Source organism: Psychrobacillus sp. Z3-81, from assembly GCF_056620325.1.
The window spans coordinates 1-244 of the sequence record NZ_JBWQPU010000099.1 but is presented as its reverse complement, the minus strand read 5'-3'; the positions used below and the strand labels follow the sequence as shown (position 1 = coordinate 244).

Annotated in this window: 1 rRNA gene; it reads left to right on the top strand. The window is 56.6% G+C overall.

Annotation, left to right across the window (positions count from 1 at the left end):
- A 23S ribosomal RNA gene (locus AC1ECF_RS17785) occupies positions 1–244 on the top strand; the annotation flags it as partial.

The following is a 244-nucleotide window of genomic DNA, read 5'->3' as shown; positions in this document are numbered from 1 at the left end:
AGTAGCGAAAGATGGGTGAGAATCCCATCCCCCGTATGACTAAGGTTTCCTGAGGAAGGCTCGTCCGCTCAGGGTTAGTCGGGGCCTAAGTCGAGGCCGATCGGCGTAGACGATGGACAACAGGTTGATATTCCTGTACCACCACCCTGCCCTTTGAGTGATGGGGGGACGCAGTAGGATAGGGTAAGCGTGCTGTTGGTTATGCACGTCCAAGCCGTGCGGTGTGGATGTCGGCAAATCCGCA